Origin of the sequence: Nostocoides japonicum T1-X7 (assembly GCF_001046855.1) — a bacterium.
Taxonomy (GTDB): domain Bacteria; phylum Actinomycetota; class Actinomycetes; order Actinomycetales; family Dermatophilaceae; genus Nostocoides; species Nostocoides japonicum.
On record NZ_HF570958.1, the window covers coordinates 4,789,387 to 4,791,611 of the forward strand.

The 2,225-nt window shown below is 73.8% G+C and carries 2 protein-coding genes; one reads left to right on the plus strand and one right to left on the minus strand.

Features of this window, described 5'->3' with window-relative positions; all coding sequences use genetic code 11:
• Positions 1-783, minus strand: a 783-nt coding sequence (locus BN12_RS21755; RefSeq protein ID WP_235432493.1) for an ABC transporter ATP-binding protein, incomplete at its 3' end; no start/stop codon positions are given.
• Between the two features lie 224 nt (positions 784-1,007).
• Here BN12_RS21755 and BN12_RS21760 point away from each other — a divergent pair.
• The coding region (locus BN12_RS21760) for a DNA polymerase III subunit gamma and tau (RefSeq protein WP_157635774.1) at positions 1,008-2,225 on the plus strand (1,218 nt) is incomplete at its 3' end.

Consider the following 2,225-nt stretch of genomic DNA (forward strand, 5'->3'; position numbering starts at 1 on the left):
CGGCTCGGCGGGGTCGACGGCGAGGACGTGGTCCGCGACCGCGTCGGTCATCGCCGGATCGTGGCAGGCCATGACGACGGTCGTCCCCGCGTCGCGGCGCTCGGCGATGAGGTCGGCGACGAGGGCCCGCTTGTCGGTGTCGAGGCGCTGCTCCGGCTCGTCGAGGACGAGGAGCTCGCTCGGCCGGAAGAAGGTGAGGGCGAGCCGGAACAGCTGGCCCTGGCCCGACGACAGCTCGTGCGGGAACCGCGTCGCGAGGTGGTCGATCTCCAGGAGCGCCAGCCCGTCGGTCACCCGGGTCGCGCACGTCGCCGGGTCGCGGCCCCACGTCGAGTCGACGAGGGTGAGATGGTCGGCCAGGGTGAGATCGCGGTATGCGGTCGGCGCGCCGAGGAGCGCGGCGACCCTCGCGCGGACGACGGGGTCGCGCTCGTCGGCCGGCCGGTCGTCGATCCGCACCGTGCCCTCCGTCGGCTCGAGGGTCCCCGCGAGGATGCGCAGCAGCGTCGTCTTGCCGGCGCCGTTCGGGCCTCGGACGACGAGGCAGGTGCCCGGCGGGACCTTCATCGACGTGGGCGCGAGGAGCGTCACCTCGCCGATCCGCTTCGTCACCCCGTCGGCGACGACGCGGGGTCCCAGCTCCTCGGGGGATCGGCGCTGCGGGCGGGTGCGTTCGGAGCGCCGCCGTCCTTGGCTGTCCTCGGCTCCGGGCTGCGGGCCCTTGGTGCTGCCCGGCTGCCTGCCACCCTGGGCTCCGCGCTGCTTGCGACCGTTGCCCTTCACCGCGTCATCGTGTCACGCTCAGCCACGCCGCCGTCCAGGGCCCGTTCCGTGGATGCCGAGCTGCCGCGACGTGGTGCCCTTGGCCCCGATCGGGTGCCAGCCGGCCAGGGGTGGGGGGTTCGGGTGTGGTGCACGGGCCCCGATCGGGTGCCAGATGGCCGGCGGGGAGGTGGAGGCGGGCGACGGCATACCGGCTGTCGGGGTGGGCCGTTAGGGTTCCGGGGGTGAGCACAGCCCTGTACCGCCGCTACCGCCCGGAGACGTTCGTCGACGTCATCGGCCAGGAGCACGTGACGGGTCCGCTCATGCAGGCGTTGCGCACCGGCCGGGTCAACCACGCCTACCTGTTCAGCGGCCCGAGAGGGTGCGGCAAGACGACGAGCGCGCGGATCCTGGCCCGCTGCCTCAACTGTGCGCAGGGCCCGACGCCGGAGCCGTGCGGGGTGTGCGACTCGTGCGTCGCGCTGGCCCGCGACGGGGCCGGGAGCGTCGACGTCATCGAGATCGACGCGGCGAGCCACGGCGGGGTCGACGACGCCCGCGACCTGCGCGAGAAGGCGAGCTACGGCCCGGCGCAGAGCCGCTACAAGGTGTACATCATCGACGAGGCCCACATGGTGACGCCCCAGGGCTTCAACGCCCTGCTCAAGATCGTCGAGGAGCCGCCGGAGCACGTGAAGTTCATCTTCGCGACGACCGAGCCCGACAAGGTCATCGGCACGATCCGCTCCCGGACCCACCACTACCCCTTCCGCCTCGTCCCGCCGGCCCGGCTCACGGCATACCTCGAGCAGATCTGCGAGTCCGAGGGTGTGACCGTCGCGCCGGGCGTCCTCTCCTTCGTCGTCCGGGCGGGCGGGGGCTCGGTCCGCGACTCGCTGTCGGTGCTCGACCAGCTCATCGCCGGCTCCGGCCCCGAGGGTCTCACCTACGAGGGCGCCGCCGCGCTCCTCGGGTTCACCGACGGGGAGCTGCTCGACGCCATCGTCACGGCTGTCGCGGCCGGGGACGCGGCGACGGTGTTCGGCTCCATCGACAAGGTCGTCGACAGCGGTCAGGATCCGCGCCGTTTCGTCGAGGACCTCCTCGAGCGCCTGCGCGACCTCATCATCATCGCCGCCGTGCCCGACGGGGTCGGTGCCGTCATGCGCGGGCTGCCGGAGGACCAGATCGAGCGGATGCGGCACCAGGCGGCGGCGTTCGGCCCCGGCACGCTGTCCCGCGCCGCCGACATCGTCAACGCCGGCCTCACCGAGATGACCGGCGCGACGGCCCCGCGCCTCCAGCTCGAGCTCATCGCCGCGCGGATCCTCCTTCCCGGTGCCTCCGGCGAGAGTGGGTATGCCGCGCGCCTGGATCGCCTCGAGCGCCGCCTCGACATGGGTGGGGTCCCGGCCCCGGCCCCCTCCGGCGCGGCGCCCGCCGGTCGACCAACCCGCGGG